The sequence below is a fragment of the Aeriscardovia aeriphila genome, from assembly GCF_002259595.1.
GTDB lineage: Bacteria > Actinomycetota > Actinomycetes > Actinomycetales > Bifidobacteriaceae > Aeriscardovia > Aeriscardovia aeriphila.
Map to the genome: position 1 here is coordinate 70,543 of NZ_MWWU01000003.1, position 15,711 is coordinate 86,253.

Annotated in this window: 10 protein-coding genes; 7 read left to right on the forward strand and 3 right to left on the reverse strand. The window is 53.6% G+C overall.

Going from position 1 to position 15,711, the window contains the following annotated elements; all coding sequences use genetic code 11:
- Nucleotides 1-72: 72 nt before the first annotated feature.
- Nucleotides 73-2,751, reverse strand: a complete 2,679-nt coding sequence (locus AEAE_RS05630; protein ID WP_094690179.1) for a glycoside hydrolase family 2 protein — start codon at nucleotides 2,749-2,751, stop codon at nucleotides 73-75.
- Nucleotides 2,752-3,014: 263 nt separating this feature from the next.
- Nucleotides 3,015-4,550: a glycoside hydrolase family 1 protein gene (locus AEAE_RS05635; RefSeq protein WP_094690180.1), complete on the reverse strand. Its 1,536-nt coding sequence runs from the start codon at nucleotides 4,548-4,550 to the stop codon at nucleotides 3,015-3,017.
- A gap of 209 nt (nucleotides 4,551-4,759) precedes the next feature.
- Here AEAE_RS05635 and tgt point away from each other — a divergent pair, with 209 nt between their 5' ends.
- From tgt to AEAE_RS05650, 3 genes are all read left to right on the forward strand, one after another.
- Nucleotides 4,760-6,370 (forward strand): tRNA guanosine(34) transglycosylase Tgt, encoded by a 1,611-nt coding sequence (tgt, locus tag AEAE_RS05640; RefSeq protein WP_244569656.1) that lies wholly within the window; start codon nucleotides 4,760-4,762, stop codon nucleotides 6,368-6,370.
- A gap of 670 nt (nucleotides 6,371-7,040) precedes the next feature.
- Entirely contained in the window at nucleotides 7,041-7,952 is a 912-nt protein-coding gene (locus tag AEAE_RS05645; protein WP_094690221.1) for an amino acid ABC transporter permease, read from the forward strand.
- Nucleotides 7,953-8,009: 57 nt separating this feature from the next.
- On the forward strand, nucleotides 8,010-8,825 hold the full coding sequence (locus AEAE_RS05650; protein WP_094690181.1) for an amino acid ABC transporter ATP-binding protein: 816 nt from the start codon (nucleotides 8,010-8,012) through the stop codon (nucleotides 8,823-8,825).
- Between the two features lie 183 nt (nucleotides 8,826-9,008).
- On the opposite strand, the gene AEAE_RS05655 is transcribed toward AEAE_RS05650, so the two are convergent.
- Complete coding sequence (locus AEAE_RS05655) at nucleotides 9,009-9,923, reverse strand: 5'-methylthioadenosine/S-adenosylhomocysteine nucleosidase family protein (RefSeq protein ID WP_094690182.1); 915 nt, start codon at nucleotides 9,921-9,923, stop codon at nucleotides 9,009-9,011.
- Between the two features lie 577 nt (nucleotides 9,924-10,500).
- Between AEAE_RS05655 and AEAE_RS05660 the strand changes: the two genes are divergently transcribed.
- From AEAE_RS05660 to AEAE_RS05675, 4 genes are all read left to right on the forward strand, one after another.
- Nucleotides 10,501-11,352: an ABC transporter substrate-binding protein gene (locus AEAE_RS05660; protein ID WP_094690183.1), complete on the forward strand. Its 852-nt coding sequence runs from the start codon at nucleotides 10,501-10,503 to the stop codon at nucleotides 11,350-11,352.
- A gap of 232 nt (nucleotides 11,353-11,584) precedes the next feature.
- Entirely contained in the window at nucleotides 11,585-12,445 is an 861-nt protein-coding gene (locus AEAE_RS05665) for an ABC transporter substrate-binding protein (protein ID WP_094690184.1), read from the forward strand.
- 223 nt (nucleotides 12,446-12,668) lie between these two features.
- Complete coding sequence (locus tag AEAE_RS05670) at nucleotides 12,669-14,177, forward strand: adenosylhomocysteinase (RefSeq protein ID WP_094690222.1); 1,509 nt, start codon at nucleotides 12,669-12,671, stop codon at nucleotides 14,175-14,177.
- A complete protein-coding gene (locus AEAE_RS05675) occupies nucleotides 14,177-15,703 on the forward strand; it encodes an amidohydrolase family protein (protein ID WP_094690185.1) in 1,527 nt (508 codons plus the stop codon). Before AEAE_RS05670 ends, AEAE_RS05675 begins: the two co-directional genes overlap by 1 nt.
- The last annotated feature ends 8 nt before the right edge of the window (nucleotides 15,704-15,711 follow it).

Sequence of the window (15,711 nt, forward strand, 5' to 3'; positions counted from 1 at the left end):
TTCTTCTGCACGCCCTGACTCACGAGCTTGAGTACCCTGAACGCTTTACGTTCTGGGGAACTCGCTTTTGCTTTAGCGCTTCAGGTCGTTTGCACTTCTCAGCACGGCAGGCTGAAGGAATGCTTGTGGGTCTACCTCGTGGGAGGTAGTGATGTTCCACGTGACACTTTGGCCTGCGGGGAGGCTGACAAGCCCGCCGGTGATGCGCGCTTGCGGGTCTACCTTGTCGACCATGCAGAACAGGTCGCGCGTGAAGCTCTTCGCCGTCGCAGTGAGCTCGTAGGACGTGTCACTGAGCTTGGTCACACTGGCGTTGAAAGCCTCCTGTGGTGCTTGCAGCTGCTGGTCGATCACTTCGCTGGGGTTGTAAATCACTTGTTCGAAGCCCTCTGCCGTGGCCACGATAATCTCGTTGGTAGGCTCATCGAATTGCGCAAGATTATCAGGCAGAATGATGCGCATTTGCTTGCCGGCTTCAATCGTTGCTGTGATATGCTCGCTGGCTCGTACCTCGCCCGCGAGTGTTTGCCGTGAAACAGTCCATTCTCCTGACCATGTTTCCCGTGTGTCATTCACAGCGATGAGTGAGAGCTGGTCAGAGGTGAATGTACCTTCACCTTCAAAGGAGAGTTTCTCGCGTTGCTTGTCTGATACTTCTTCCTGAATGGTGGCAAAGCGTGGGGCAAATACACGCTGGGAGGCATACCACAAAGGCTTGCGGTGGCCGTCAAAGTCAACAGCTGCCCAGGAGACGACTGGCCAGTCGTCATTGAGCTGCCAGATCAAAGCACCAGCGTTGATCGGTTCCAAAGAGCGCATGTAGGCTACACCGAACTCAATGGCGTGGGCTTGCTGAAGTTGAGTTGCCCAGTGCCAATCTTGAGGGTCAGCCCATTCATCGGTAGGAAGTAGCCAGGAGCGTGAGCCATCAGAGTTGATCGTCATATCACCAATATGGCCGGGAGTTAAGTGAGAGCGCATGCCACGGGCGAGCTTGATCTGACCCATATTGGCTTTCTGATGGGTGAGCATTTGCTTGCCCTCCAAGCTCAGAGGTTCGTCGTGAACGCTTCCCACCAAGGTAGACCATGCAGGAGGTGCCTGGTAGCCGAATTCGTCAGCAAAACGAGGGTGATAATCTCGATAATCCTTGTAATCACGGTGATTCCACACATCCCAAATGTGGACTGTGCCATCGCGGTCACTGTTGGCAGCGACTTGATCGGTAAAGCTCATCGGAGAGCTCGGCAGGTACACGTGAGTGGGGTCAAGCTCGCGCAAAAGCTTGGGGAAGATCTGCGAATAGTAGAGATCTCCCCAGCCCTTCTCGCTGTAACCGCGAGAATTGCGCAGCAAATCGTCGTCACGCAGCATGGGCTGGTAACCCCAGTCAGCATGAGCCACATAGTTTTCGTTGGATCCATTCCACACCACGAGGCTGGGGTGAGAGCTTAAGCGGATAATCTGCTGCTCGGCTTCTTGGGTGATGCTGGCCACGGTTTCTGGGTCTTCGGGGTAGGCGCCGCAGGCGAGCATGAAATCTTGCCAGACCATGATGCCGTAGCGGTCTGCAAGCTCGTAGAAGGTGTCTGTTTCATAGATGCCGCCACCCCAGACGCGGATCATGTTGGAGTTGCTTTCCACGAGGTCGCGGAAGGCTGCTTCGTAGCGTTCCTTGCTAAAGCGGGTCAGCAAGGCGTCGCCAGGAATCCAGTTGTAGCCGTGAGCGTGGATTGGCATGTTGTTGATGATGATTTGGAAGGCGCGGCCTGCATCGTCAACAGAGGTGTTGATTGCCACGGAGCGCAAGCCGATGTTGTGTTCGGCGTAAGCATGCTGTGCGTGAACGCTTAAATGATAAAGTGGCTGCTCGCCGTAGCCCAATGGCCACCACAGTTGTGGGTTTTTCACGTGCAACACGATGTGAGCTTCGTTGCGTCGAGTTTCAACAACTCCTTCTTCTTCGCACACCAGACTTCCGTCTGGGCCGGTCAGGCTGACGTGAACAGGGACGTCGCTTCTGCCTTCCAAGTAGTTATTCGTGGTGATGGCATGGTTGACGCCTTCACGTTCGATGCGAGTGATCACTTCGACGCGAGCGTCTCCGTTTTCTTCCAAGCTCACCAGTGGGCGGACGGAGTCGATGCGCTCGCCATCCCAGCAGTCGAGGCCGATTGGCTGCCAGATTCCGCTGTTGGCAATGTCAATTCCCCAGTCCCAGCCAAATTGGGAGCTTGGCTTGCGAATCTGGTTGAAAGCATGATGTTCGGTGTGGGGCAGGAAGCCGATTTTTTGCTCACGGGCGTTGGAATAGCGCACAGGTGATGTCAGAGAAATGGTAATCTCGTTTTCTCCTGCGTGAAGGTAAGGCCTCACGTCAAAGCGATAGGTGAGGTAGTAGTTGTCCGTGTGGCCGACGACGCGAGAGTTGATGCGAATGTCAGCGACGGTGTCGATTCCGTAGCAGACGAGGTCTTGGCGAGTGCGGGACAGCTGTTCGGCAGTGGGGGTGAAGGTGGTGGAGTACTCCCAGTCGACGTCACCGACCCATTGCAAAGTCGCTTCGTTGCTGCCATCGTAAGGGTCGTCGATCAAGCCTGCGTCGAGCAGAGCGACGACTGCTTCGCCGGGAACGTGAGCTTCGATTCCTGTGCTCAGCACGTCTTGAAGGTGTGAGTCGGGGATGACTTCAGGGTTGAGGGCGCGTACGTGCCATGTTGAGGGCAGAGATGAAAAAGTTGTTGGAAGCATCAGCTTATCTCCTATCTCATCGTTGAGAATTCGTTTTCTAAATAAGAGAATACCTTAACCGCTTCAGAAATAGTAGTGGTTTGAGATTATCAGCACTGATAATCGTGAGCAAAAAGCCAGTACCAGCAAGCCTACACCAAGGTAAGCTCACCAATACTGGCATTTTCACGCATCCTGACACTCTCGCACTGAAATTAACTGCCCAGCAACAGAGGCTGGCGTGAGGCAACCAGCGCAAGGTGCCCAACGCCACATTCTGGCGGTTAAATCTGGTTGGAGTGCGCGATCTCGCTGTAACGAGTGGCAGAATCCTTCCAGATGCGCTCCTGCGTGTCATAATCGACGCGAATAATGCCAAAACGCTTGGAATAACCAGAACCCCATTCGAAATTATCGAGCAAGCTCCACGCATAGTAGCCAATCACCGGAACGCCGGCTTCAATGGCATCAGCCATCGCCTTAACGTGATCGTTTAAGTACACCACACGCTTTGGATCATGAACAATCTTGGTGCCATCAGGCTCAACGCTCACCTCATCCTTCCAAGCAGAACCGTTCTCGGTAATCATGAGAGGAAGAGAGGGGAAACGACGATGCAAATCAAAGAGCAGCTTCGTCAGTTCCTCAGGGTTCTGGCTCCAGCCAGTATCCGTCAACTCGCCTTCGCCAGGGAGGTAAGCGACATCTTCCAAGCCAGGGACAGGCGGCTGCTGAACGCGATCAGCTGCACCTTGAGGAACAGGAACGCCACCAGCGTTAGCCAGCGAACCAGAAGCGGACAAAGCTGCCAGGCCAGCAGCATCTTCACCCTCAGCAGGCTTCGTTGCCTTGGCGGCAAGTTCAGCCAAATGACGACGGTAAGCCATCTTCTCAGCAATCGGTACACGCTTGAGGTACACCGTGGAAGCAGAGTAGTAATTGACGCCCAAAGAGTTGATTGGCTGATGGATAATCTCCACATCGCCAGGCTTAACAAAGCTCCAATCCGTCCAGTCGCGAGTCAACTCGAAAATTTCGGGATCATAGGCGCCTTCGAGCATCGGCCCGAGGAACACTTCGTTATCCAACAAGTTTTGCATATGCTCAGCAAGCCTATCGTCAGCGCTATGAGAAGCAGCATTGCGAATCTGAAGGTTTAAGGTAACCGAGCACTTCGCCTGCTCACCCAACTCTTCTCGAATAGCCTTGATTGCCAGGCCGTGAGCCAGGTTCAAATGGTGAACTGCTGCCAAAGCCTGAGCATAGTTAGCAATGCCCGGCGCATGAATGCCAGAACCATAGCCCAAATATGCAGCACACCACGGTTCGTTCAAAGTGGTCCATGTATCCACACTCGAACCGAATTGACGGGCGAGTTCACGCGCATAATCGGCGAAACGGTAAGCCACCTCGCGGTTTGCCCAGCCGCCGATATCTTGCAAGTACTGTGGCAGATCCCAATGGTAGAGCGTGACAACAGGCTTAATTCCTGCTTTCCTCAGCTCAGAGATGAGCGAACGATAGTAGTTAATGCCTTCCTCATTGACAGGCCCATCAAGGCTAGGGAAAACGCGCGACCAGGAAACGGAGAAGCGATAGGCCTGCACACCCAACTTCTTCATCAAAGCCACATCTTGCTTGTAAAGGTGGTACTGATCGCAGGCAACCTCACCAGAAGAACCGTCAGAAATGTTGCCAGGCACTGCGCAATACGTATCCCAAATGGAAGGCGTGCGGCCGCCTTCCTGTGCAGCACCTTCTACCTGATAGGAAGCAGTAGCTACTCCCCATGTGAAGCCTTGAGGAAAAGTAAACGTCATAAGAACTCCTTCACACCGTTGTGCGAGTTAACAGCCTTAGCTGCCTGCGGATATACGAAAATGAATCCGCACATCATTCAGTCAGCCTTCTTATTTATTAGTTTATAAATAGGGGCTTGGGATATCAAGAGGCTTTGTCACTCAGCCATTGAGGACACTTTCTCCCCCGTGAGCGTGTAGGTATTGCAATTTCGCTACAGTTGGGCTTTATGAGCGAACACGATGAGATTTTCACTGCTGATGCCTCGGCCAGCGATCCAGCTGCCGCTTCGGCGGCGGCCAGCGATCAGGCCACGAGCGCCCCAGCTGCCACCTATCCAGCAGCCTCTACTTCCAACCCTGCTGACCCCGCTTTCCAGCCGCATTATGGCAAGAGAAAGAAGGAGATTCAGCACGTTGATCCTGACGATGAAGGCGCTTGGGTCACGCCACCAGCCCTCGCAGAAAAGATCAGCGAATCAGACGCTCGCTCAGCAGCTCTCGCTCACAGCGGTTGGCACGCCATCAGAACTCGCGAAGAGCAAGCTGAATCCCTCGCTCACGCCATCGCCCAAGGACGTGACGCCTTTGGTTTTGAGCTGAAAACTGAGCTTCCCAACGGCATGGATAACAATGGCAAGCAAGGTTTAGGCCAGGGTGGGCGTCGCCACGGCAGAACTGGTGTTATCCACACTCCTCACGGCGATATTCACACTCCTGCTTTCGTGCCAGTGGCAACGCAAGCCACGATGAAGGGTGTTCTTCCGGAGCAGATTCGCGGGTTGGGCGCGCAATGCATGCTTTCTAATGCATTCCACCTCAACGAGCGTCCAGGCCCAGAACTGATTGACAAAGCTGGTGGTCTCGCTGCTTTTGAAAATTGGGATGGCCCTACTTTCACCGATTCTGGCGGTTTCCAAGTGCTCTCCTTAGGTGCAGGCTTCAAGAAGACTCTCGCCATGGATGTCACTGGACTGAAAAATGATGATGTCATTGCTGAAGGCAAAACTCGTCATGCTTTTGTCGATGAAGATGGCGTCACTTTCCACTCTCCTCTTTCGGGCAAGAAAGAGCGTTTCTCTGCTGAAATCTCGATGCAAATCCAACATCAGCTCGGTGCGGACATCATGTTTGCTTTCGATGAGCTCACCACGCTGATGAACACTCGCCGTTACCAGGAAGCTTCTGTCGAGCGCACTTTCCGGTGGGCAAAACGCTGCGTTGCCGAGCACCACAAGCTCACGCAGGAGCGCAGCGATAAGCCGTATCAGGCCTTGTTTGGTGTTGTGCAAGGTGCAAACTATGAGGACCTTCGCCGCCGTGCAGCTTCTCAGATTGCCAGCCTCGACTTTGATGGTTTCGGCTTGGGTGGCGCTTTCGAAAAGCGCATTATGGGTGAGATCTGCGCGTGGATCTGCGATGAGCTTCCGGAAAATAAACCTCGTCATGTGTTGGGCATCGCCGCTGTCGACGACATTTTTGCTGCAGTGGAGAATGGCGGTGACACTTTCGACTGTGTCGCTCCTGCTCGCGTGGGCCGTAACGGCGCTATTTACACGCATGATGGCCGCTATAACGTGTTGCGAGCTCGCTTCACTGACGATTTCCGCCCGCTGGAGGTGGGATGCGATTGCTATACCTGCCAGCATTACTCTCGCGCTTATGTTCACCACGTGCTCAAGTGCAAGGAAATGACGGGCTCGACTCTGGCCACCATTCACAATGAGCGCTTCTTCGTGCGTTTGCTCGATGAAATTCGCGATTCTATTGATGGCGGCTGGTTCTATGAGTTGCGCGACGAGACGCTGGCTCGTTTCTACCGCAATGGCTCGAAGGGCTAGAATTTCTCCAGATTGTCATCGCAGCTGACCCTCATCCCTCTGCATTCTTCCAGCCCTGGGATGAGGGTTTTTTGTTGCCCGTCTACGCCCATCACGTGAAACATTTTTTCGTTTATCAGAAAATTGTTTCACGTGAAAGATTACTCGGAGGAGAATAATCGCAGCGTGACAATCTCAAGAAAGGCCTTCAAGTAACGAGCCTGCACTCATCCTCAGGCGCAAGTTAACGGTTATGTTAACGGCTCATTACTCGCATGTAACTCTTTAAAGCATTGCAACGATAGGCTTCTCACACTTTCCATCACAATATCATCACACAATACCCCTCTTTTGCGTCTCCTTGCCCCCACACAATGGTTGAGTCTGAACGACGATGCACCTGCACACAGGGCATCGGACGAGAGGAAGCGTTCCACTCTGCACGAGGTCCGCTTATCCATCCCTCTCACGGACAATCCACGAGGCAGACGTCTATTCTGCCCACTAAGGCGAAGTGACAAGGGTAAAAATAATGACTCGAACGATTGAATTGCCGCAGCAATCCCGTCAGGTCAACCAATTGCGACATTCTGAGCATGTCAACACTCTCAATGAGCTGCACAACGAGTTGCACGAAGAGCTGGCTGAGTTGAACAAGCATCACCATGCGCTCTCCCCCGAGACTGAAAAGATGGAAGCCACTGCTCACGCAGCATCAACTCCAACCGACGCTCAGAGGCTAAAAGAGCATACTGTGAACAAGCACGCGGTCAGCCAGGTTGAGCTCGAACGTCAGGCATACCGCAGAAAGCAGCGCAATAAGTCCATTGCAACAAGCTTGATCAGCACGGTTATCCTCGTTGCTGTCGTCGTCGTTGCTCTGCACAACTCCCCCGGTTGGCCACGAGTCAAGGAAACTTTCTTCTCCCCTGAGTACTTCATGAAGTCGCTGCCAGCAATCGGCCAGGGCTTGCTGCTCAACTTGCGCATTCTCGGTTTTGCTGTTGTCGGCGTCGCAGTGCTCGCCACCGGCCTGGCACTTCTGCGCACCAGCAAGTCCCCCGTGCTCTTCCCGCTGCGCGTGCTGGCTTCTGCGTACACCACGCTGATGCGCGGTATTCCTATGATCGTTCTGCTCTACCTCATTGGTTTCGGCATTCCAGGCCTCGACCCAACTCACCGCATCGACCCTGCTCTTCTCGGTACAATCGCCGTCGTGATCGACTATGCAGCCTATGTTTCTGAGGTTTTGCGTGCCGGTGTGAACGATGTTCATCCTTCTCAGCGCGCTTCTGCTCGCTCTATTGGCTTGTCTGCTTCCCAGACCACATGGCTTGTCGTCATTCCACAGGCAATTCGCAAGGTGACTCCTGCTTTGATGAATGATTTCATCTCCATGCAAAAGGACGTCGGCCTGATCTCTGTTCTCGGCGCTGTTGACGCTGTTCGTGCTGCACAAATCTCTGTGGCAAGCTCCTACAACTTCACCCCATACGTCGTGGCGAGCTTGATGTTCATTTTGATGAGTGTTCCGTTCATCATCTTCTCCGATTGGTACTCCGAGCGTCTGCGCAAGCGCGAGCTCTCTGGCGGTACTGTCTGAGCGACGGTTCAGCATTCCTGGCAATCTGAAGAAATACTTATTCGCAAAGGATTATCAATGGCTTCAGCTCTCCTCACTAGCAAGCAGGCCAGCGTGGCTCACGTCGAGGAAAACCCAACCAGCATTCCAGCCGAAAAGAACCCGGTGGTGCTGCGCATTGACAATATTCGCAAGTCGTACGGCGACCTGGAAGTGTTGAAGGGCATTTCTTTCGACATCCACCAGCATGAAGTGGTCGCCCTCCTCGGCCCGTCTGGCTCTGGTAAGTCCACTTTGATGCGCTGCGTTAACTTGCTTGAACAGGTTAACGATGGCCAGATTTGGTTGGGTGACACGGACATCACTGATCCAGCCATCAAGCAGGATGACATCCGCGCTCGCATTGGCGTGGTGTTCCAGCAGTTCAACCTGTTCCCACACATGAACGTGCTCAACAATGTCACTCTCGCTGCTCGTAAGGTTCACCATTGGGATAAGAACCGTGCGAATGAGCGCGCGATGGAATTGTTGGAGCGCATTGGTATGGGTGCTCGTGCGAAGGCTTTCCCTGATCAGCTTTCTGGTGGTCAGCAGCAGCGCGTTGCTATTTGCCGTGCTTTGATGACGAACCCTGAGCTTTTGCTTCTCGATGAGATTACGTCTGCTTTGGACCCGATGCTCGTCGGTGAGGTTCTCGACATGGTTCGTGAGCTCAAGGAGCAGGGTACGACCATTTTGATGGCTACGCATGAGATGAGTTTTGCTCACGATGCTGCCGATCGCGTGGTTTTGTTGCGCAAGGGCGTCATTGCTGAGAATGGTACTCCTGAAGAGGTGATGGATAACTCTCAGGATCCGCAAACTCGCGAGTTCTTCTCTCACTTCCGCGGCTGATTTTTCTGCCGTTGCTGAGGTTTTCAGCTTGGCTGGTGAGCAGCTTGCCGTTTGCGAGGTGGTGGCTTCGTGGTGAGTTCGCCTCTCATCGCTTGAGATTGCCACTGCCGTGATACACATGTGGGGAAGCACGAAAGCGTGCTTCCCCACATGTGTATGTCCAGCGCTGCGCGCAGCCACTATTTAGTCGAGAGTTTCAACCACGCGCAGAGCAACCGCTGCAACATCGCGAGCGGTTGCACTCATGCGTTCTTCTGCACTTCCTAATTCGTCATATGCTTCACCGCACTGGTTGGAAAGAGAGCGCAAAGCCAAGAACGGAACACGGCAACGGTGAGCAACATGAGCGGCTGCAACACCTTCCATCTCCTCGCAATCACCATGCTCGTTTGCTCGGGATGCCTCGAGAACAGCAGGGTCAGTGTTGAATTCGTCGCTGGTGTTGATCACGCCCGTGGTGAAATGATGGCCACGGTAACTGCTGTTTTCTGCTTTCCAGATGCGCACAGCCTGAGAATCTGGAAGCGTATGCGAACCAGCAGCTGCAACCTCATGGTCAACACGAGCCTTCTGAGAAGCAAGGTATTCTTCACGCTCGGCTGGAGCAACGCTGTAAATCTCGGAGTTTGCAGGAACTTCAGCATAGCCCAAGCCGCGCAAAGCCTTCTGTGCCAAGGCGACCAAAACAGGGTGAGACGGGAAAACCTCAAGGAAGGGGTCGCACTCAGCAATGATGGCAGTGTTCGTTTCCAAGTACTTGAGCTCCTTGCCAACGACGATGTCACCCACGTCGAGCAGAGCATTCAAGCCACCAGCGATGCCAGAGAAGAAGAAAACATCGGGCTGAAATTGCGTGATCAAGAACTGTGCAGCTGCAGCAGCTGCAACGGTTCCCATGCCCGCAACGCCAACAGTCACAGCCTTGCCAGCAAAGAAGCCGGTGCTGTAGGAGACGGCGTAACGCTCATCATCGTGACGATCTTCCAGGTGCTCGCGAATAAGAGCAGCCTCGCGCGGTAAAGCGCAGAGAATGACAACGCGCGTCACCGAAGAAGGAAGAGGAAGGTTGAGGGATGGTGTTGACGATGTTTGTACCATGTCGGTCCTTTGCCGCGTAGTAATGGTGTCGTGCACAGCGTGAATGACAGCGAGAAACACTGGCACGTGTGCTTTTTTATGGTCTCGAAATTACGTTAATGCAATGTTACAGAAGGTTTTTTTCAACCTTCACAACCTGTGTTTGCAAGCTAATTTAGTTAACGCTTTGTTACACACCTCCTTCAGCCATCAGCAAAGCAAACCACGCCAGCACTCACCTGCCATCCAGCGAAAAACTGACGTGCTACCCACGACAAATTCACAGATAAAACATCGAAATCGTGAGAAAATGCGCCTATATTTTCCAGATTGTGCGCAGATCCACACAAATATGCGCAAAAGAGAATGCGCGGTGACAATCATGAGCGATAAAAGTGGAAAATTGGGCGACGCTGCATAGATAAAGACCATTGTAAAAACAAGTTTTTTACAGCAAGATTAACAACGGCTTGAAGCTGAAAAACAGCGCAAATTCGGGCAAACTGCCCCGTAAACTCAGAAGCCTGAAGTCCGTGAAATCCTTAAGAAGGCGGGCTATCAGCAACAACATCCGCGGATCTTTTAAGGAGAAAATTTCATGATCCGTTCTCGGGTATTCCGCGCAGTAGCTGCAAGCGTTGCTATTGCAACTCTGAGCCTCACTGCAGCCTGCGGTTCAGCCCCAGCTGAAAAGAAAGCTGCAGCAGCAGAAAACGTCGCGACTGTAACCCCTGGCAAGCTCACCATCGCCACTGGCCTTCCTGCCTATACACCATGGGTGATGAACGACAAGCCAGAATCTGGGGAAGGCTTTGAAGCAGAGCTTTCTTACAAGCTCGCCGCAAAGATGGGATATAAGAAGAGCGACGTCAAGTGGGTTCGCACCACCTTCGACTCCGCCATCGCTCCAGGCGCAAAAGACTGGGATATGAACATCCAACAGTTTTCCATCACCCCAGAACGCAAGAAGGCCGTTGACTTCTCCCCCGTCTACTACCGCCCATACCAGGCAATCGTCGTTCGCAAGGATTCCAAGTACGCCAACGCCACCAGCATCTCTGACTTGAAGGATGCTCAGATCAGCGCCATGGTGGGAACTATTTCCTATACTCTGGCCGTTAAGACCTTGAAAAAGGACATTAAAACGTACAACGACAACGCTGCTCTCGCGCAGGCTGTCGACTCCAATCAAGTTGATGCCATGGTCGTCGCTGTTCCGATCGCTTCCAACATCGTCAACTCTGGCCAAGTGAAGAACGGCAAGGTTTTAGGTGCTATTCCTGGCACTGAAGACCCTGAAGGCATGGCAATCGTGCTGCCAAAGGGCTCTGCTGTCACCGCACCTTTGACCAAAGCTATGAACGAGCTGCTGAAGGATGGAACGGTCAAGAAGCTGCAAGATAAGTGGCTTTCAAAGTACACGACCGGCGTTCCCATGCTCAAGAAGTGACGCGCTGAGCTGCTTACTGAGGGCCGCTTTTACTGAGAATGACTTACTGAGAGTAGCTCACCGAGTCAGTCACCGGCCCAGGAGCGCGCGAAGTAGCTCTCAGCAACTGTCGCACAAAAATCAATCTTTTTATCGCACACTATTTATTTTTTGAGACGAGCAGAACATTTCTGCCAATCTCGCACAACCAAGGTATTCCTCATTCGTGAGGTATTCCTTCAAAGGAGACACCATGAATAGCTCTCGCATCCTTCGCACCCTCGGCGCAACCCTTTCCGTTGCAGCACTTGCTTTCACTGCAGCCTGCGGCTCTTCCGCACCAGCTGAAAAGAAGGCGAGCTCCACCGAGTCAAGTAGCAAGTTACAGACCGTGACTGCCGGCAAGCTCACCATCGCCACCGGCAACCCTGCCTACACCCCATGGGTTATTGATGACAAGCCAGAATCGGGCAAGGGCTTCGAGGCTGCCATCGCCTACAAGGTTGCAGAAAAGATGGGCTTTAAGAAGAGCGACGTCAAGTGGGTTCGCACCACCTTCGACTCCGCTATTGCTCCTGGCGCTAAGGACTGGGATATGAACATCCAGCAGTTCTCCATCACCCCAGAGCGCAAGAAGGCTGTGGACTTCTCCCCAAGCTATTACAACTCTGCACAAGCTGTTGTCGTTCGTAAGGACTCCAAGTTCGCTAACGCCACCACTCTTGCTGAGCTCAGGAAGGCAACGATCGGCGCTATGGTTGGCTCCACTTCCTATGACTTCGCCAAGAAGCTCATCAAGAGCGACATCAAGACCTTCAACGACAACGCAGTGCTCGCTCAGGCTGTTGACTCCAACCAGATCGACGCTCTCGTCATTGACGTTCCCGCTGCTTCCTACATCGTGGAGAGCGGCCAGGTGAAGAACGGCAAGGTTCTCGGCCAGATCCCAGGCAGTGACGATCCAAACGGCACCGGCATCGTGCTTCCTAAGGGCTCTTCTCTCACCCCAGCCGTCACCAAGGCTATGAACGAGCTCATCAAGGATGGCACCATCAAGAAGCTGCAGGACAAGTGGCTCGCCGCTTACACCACCGATGTTCCAACCTTGAAGTGAACTGTGGCGTGATGCTGCTCGGTGAACTGTGCCGTAATGCTGCTGGCCGCTCAACTGCTGCCATGCAGACGAGCGCTGTTCGGTGAGAGTTAGCGCAGCTGAAAAACTGAATGAGCTGAAGGCTCTTGATGCGCGACGATTACTCGGAACGCTCAAGAGCCTGAAGCATACTCAACCAACTATCCCTTTTGTCATACCAACCTTTTCTCCTGGCTTGATTCCTATGGTTTCTCCTGTTTCTTCCGCTTTCGATAACGCCGCTGGCAACACTTCCGCCACTGGCAACACTTCCGTTGCCGATTTCCCTTCTTTTGCTTCCTGGGCGCAATACGTGAGCTCGCATACTAATCGCTCTTTGGCTGGTAACGTTCTTCCTTCCCAGATTTTCACTACCGAAGAGTCTCGCCTTGCTGCACACAATTGGGGCATCATTCTTTCCGACCACGCTTCGCACCAGGTTTCGCAAGCACACAACCTCACTTCTGATCTGGTGCACCCTGACTACGACGTGCGCGCGCTTTCCGGCAAAGACGCCATGGATTACGCGCAAGCGCACATGCCCGTCAGTGCAGGCTTACTCGAGCAGTTGCAAGCACAAGGGCTTAACTTACACGGTGTCCGTATTGCCGCATGCCTTATTTTGGAACCGAAAACTGCTGTTCTTCTGCGCTTGCTGAAAAAGGCTGGCGCTCAAGTCGGCGTGTACTGCGGGCCTTCCTCAACTGACCAGCGCGTAGCTGACCAGTTGAAAGCAGAAGGCATCATTGTGGAAGCTGATTCTCAGTGGACGAATGAAGAAGCTCATGAAGCAGCCCTTCGCCTTCTCGACGAACTCCACCCTGATGTGATCATTGACGATGGCGCTAGTTTTGCCCGTCTCGCTGCCCTCGAACGCCCGGAGCTCATCGCCAACTTGCGCGGGGTGGCAGAGGAAACGACAAGTGGTGTGCGCGCATTCCAGGCTATGCAGGATGCTCACGCTCTCACCTTCCCTGTTATCGCTGTCAACGATTCTCAGCTGAAAACAGGTTTTGACAATTCCCACGGCACTGGCGAAACATGCGTCACTACTTTGCAAACGCTGCTCGGCTCGGATTGTTTTGCTGGCCAGAACGTCACGGTTGTCGGTTACGGCCCGGTTGGCCGCGGTTTTGCTATGCGCGCTCGAGCTTTGGGCGCTCACGTGAGCGTATGCGATGTTGACCCTGTGGCGGCGTTGAAAGCTGCGTTCGATGGGTTTGCCGCGGTGGAAATCTCAAGCGTTTTGCCTACTACTGACATGCTGGTTTCAGCTACCGGCGTGCGTCATACCGTGACGGTTGAGCACCTCCAATCGATGAAAAATAACGCTATTGTGACGGTTATTGGCGGCATCGCTAACGAAATTGCGTTGGATGACCTCGGCTTTACCCTCACGCATCGGCCTGTCGAGCAGCTCAAGATTTCCACTACGCATACTCTTCGTTTGATCTCGGGTGGGGATGGCGTGAATTACACCGCCGGCGGCGGCAATCCGATTGAGATTATGGACTTGAGCTTTGCCGTTCAGATCAGTGCAGTTCATGCTTTGCTCACCAGCAGCTTTACCCCCGGCTTGCACCGTTTGGGAGCTGATGCTGACCAGCGAATCGCGCGTTTGGCGCTGGCCGCTCGCGGTTTTTCGGTGAGCTCGGCCGTGGCGGATAACGGCTATAACTGGACGATGACTCGTTTTGCGGAGGCTCAAAGTTAATGGAAAACACTCGTAACATTGCGCTCAACTCTTCCTCCAGCGCGACGCAATCTGGCCTCGACGATGACTTGGACTCTTCGACAAATGCGCTGAACCACGATTCCTCCGGCGCGCTCAACCCTCTCGAGCAGGCGACGAATGCGGAGAAGCTGACGCACGTGACGCTCTATTCTGCACCTTTGGTCATTCCGGTGACGGGCCCGCTGCTCATTGATGGCGCTATTGCGGTGAGCGGCTCGCGGGTGATCCATGTGGGTACGCGTGAGTGGGTGCTCAAAGTGTTGCGCGAGCAGTTGAGTAGCTCTGCTCAGGTTGAGGAGCGGCGCTGGAAGGGCGTGATAACCCCTGGTTTAGTGAATGCGCATACTCATTTGCAGTACACGAATATGCGTGAGGTGGGCGAAGGCCATTACGCAAATTTCCGCGGCTGGGCGGACGGTTTCAACGTCGTTTATGAGCAGTTGCAACACCAGCCTGGCTCTATTTGGCGTGATTCTGCTTTCGATGGCGCTCGCCAGTTGGTGGAAAACGGTGTGACTGCCGCTGCTGATATCGTCACTGACCCGGAGGCTGTGGGAGCTCTCGCTTCGCAAGGCTTGCATGGCATTGCTTACTGGGAAGTGATGAATTGGGATAATCAAGATTGGCAGACTGCTGGAGTGCCTGCTCTGATGGAGCAGATTGGTGCCATGCGTCAGCAAAGAATTCCGAGCATTGGAATTTCTCCTCATGCTCCGTATACGCTTGCTTCTGAGCCTTTCGTTGAATTGCCCGATATTGCTCGCCAGTTGAATATGCGCTTGCACATTCATTTGGCTGAAACTCCTCTGGAAGCTGGTGGCGATGGTACGACGTTGACAACATATTCTGCTGCCACGTGGAACAATCGTGATTGGGAGAGCTATAAGGCATTAAAGAATGCGGGAATGGACGCTTCTGCCATTCAGTTCCTCGACCAGCTGGGCTCTTTGGGCCCTGATGTTCATATTGCTCATGGCGTGTGGGCGAATGCGGAAGATCGGCGTATTCTTCGTCAGCGCGGTGTGGGTGTTGCTTTGTGCCCACGTTCTAACCGCATCACTGTGACGCAGAAGGATGCTCCTTTGCGCGAGTACTTGGAGGAGGGAAACCTGCTGTCGGTGGGAACTGATTCTCTGTCGAGCTCGCCTAGCCTTGATGTGTTGGATGATGTGTCCATGCTATGGGATTTGGCTCGCGAGCAGGGTTATGATCGCCCTGATCTTGCTCATCGCCTGATTCGTATGATGACGTTGGGTGGTGCCGCTGTGATGGGCTTGCATGTTGGCCCGGGCCGCTTGGGTCAAATTAACGCGGGCGCTCCTGCTGACCTTGCTTTCTTTGATATTCCTGTGGAAACTCACTCGCCTGCTGATGTGGAGCATACGTTGGAAGTGTTGGTTCGCCAGGGTGCTGGCACGAACCGAGCGACGGTGATCAATGGCCGTTTGGCTTATAATCGCAATGCTTTTGACGCTGCTGAAGAACCTGCTCCCGCTGCTCACTGACTCGCAGC

What these genes read in the sequence shown, in the direction of transcription:
- AEAE_RS05630 (WP_094690179.1), bottom strand. Translation starts at nt 2,751, where the DNA reads ATGCTTCCAACAACTTTTTCATCTCTGCCCTCAACATGGCACGTACGC.
- AEAE_RS05635 (WP_094690180.1), bottom strand. Translation starts at nt 4,550, where the DNA reads ATGACGTTTACTTTTCCTCAAGGCTTCACATGGGGAGTAGCTACTGCT.
- tgt (WP_244569656.1), top strand. Translation starts at nt 4,760, where the DNA reads ATGAGCGAACACGATGAGATTTTCACTGCTGATGCCTCGGCCAGCGAT.
- AEAE_RS05645 (WP_094690221.1), top strand. Translation starts at nt 7,041, where the DNA reads ATGGAAGCCACTGCTCACGCAGCATCAACTCCAACCGACGCTCAGAGG.
- AEAE_RS05650 (WP_094690181.1), top strand. Translation starts at nt 8,010, where the DNA reads ATGGCTTCAGCTCTCCTCACTAGCAAGCAGGCCAGCGTGGCTCACGTC.
- AEAE_RS05655 (WP_094690182.1), bottom strand. Translation starts at nt 9,923, where the DNA reads ATGGTACAAACATCGTCAACACCATCCCTCAACCTTCCTCTTCCTTCT.
- AEAE_RS05660 (WP_094690183.1), top strand. Translation starts at nt 10,501, where the DNA reads ATGATCCGTTCTCGGGTATTCCGCGCAGTAGCTGCAAGCGTTGCTATT.
- AEAE_RS05665 (WP_094690184.1), top strand. Translation starts at nt 11,585, where the DNA reads ATGAATAGCTCTCGCATCCTTCGCACCCTCGGCGCAACCCTTTCCGTT.
- AEAE_RS05670 (WP_094690222.1), top strand. Translation starts at nt 12,669, where the DNA reads ATGGTTTCTCCTGTTTCTTCCGCTTTCGATAACGCCGCTGGCAACACT.
- AEAE_RS05675 (WP_094690185.1), top strand. Translation starts at nt 14,177, where the DNA reads ATGGAAAACACTCGTAACATTGCGCTCAACTCTTCCTCCAGCGCGACG.